The 926-nt window shown below is 68.0% G+C and carries 1 pseudogene; it reads left to right on the plus strand.

Annotation, left to right across the window (positions count from 1 at the left end):
* A pseudogene (locus N7590_RS22070) lies at window positions 1-926 on the plus strand (phage tail protein); the annotation flags it as partial.

Raw genomic sequence — 926 nt, forward strand, 5'->3', positions numbered from 1 at the left:
AGCAACCCGGCATGGGACACGATCTGGATCTACGATTTCAAGCAGACGCCGGGCTACCGCGTGCGCGTGGTGGGCATCCAACCGGAGAACGACCTCAAGGGCGCCGCGGTCGACGTGGTGGCCGAGGGCCCGGAGTACTGGCATTACGTGAAGACCGGCGAGTACATCCCGCCGGAAAACGGCTCCCAGCTGGGCACCCGGCCGGTGGCCAGCAACCTGCGGATCACCGAGCGCCAGGTGGTGCAGGGCGACACCGTGTTCTCCGAGCTGCAGGCCTCGTTCGATATCACCGGGCCGGTGGGCGAGATCCGCGTGCTGTCGGACCTGGACCAGAATTCGGAGCTGGAGCAGGTCGCCTCGACCACCACGCGCTCGGCCACCTGGCGCATTCCGCGTGCCGGCGTTTATCCGATCACCGTGCGGCCCTACAGCCCTGACGGACAGGCCGGCGTGGCGGTGACGGTGACCTATGCCACGCAGGGCGCCGATGTGCCGCCGGTGCTGGTGGACCTGTTCGACGTGGAAGAACGCAGCGGCGGCGTGCGGCTTTACACCTGGGGTTGGCTGGGCGACACGACGCGGTCGGCAGACTTCGCCGGCGTCGAGATCCGCTACATGCCGGGAAAGGACATGAGCCCGGACTGGGATGCGATGACGCCGGTAGGCGAGACGGGCTACCACACGGCGCCGTTCGAAGCGGTTATCCCCGAGTCGGGCGACTGGACGTTCGCCTGCCGCAGCGTGAACACCTCGGGCGAGCTCTCCACCGGCATGCGCGTGGTGGTCAAGGCGCTGGGGAACAACCTCGGCGAGCAGATGCAGGAGACATGGGAAGAGGCGGAGCGGGCGAACCAGCGGGTGGGGCAGGAGATCATCGATCGACTGGCCGGCGACGTGGCCGCGGTGAACGAAGCCGTGGGCAAGGC

The sequence above is a fragment of the Stenotrophomonas sp. GD04024 genome, from assembly GCF_029837545.1.
In the GTDB taxonomy this organism is placed as follows: Bacteria; Pseudomonadota; Gammaproteobacteria; order Xanthomonadales; family Xanthomonadaceae; genus Stenotrophomonas; species Stenotrophomonas forensis.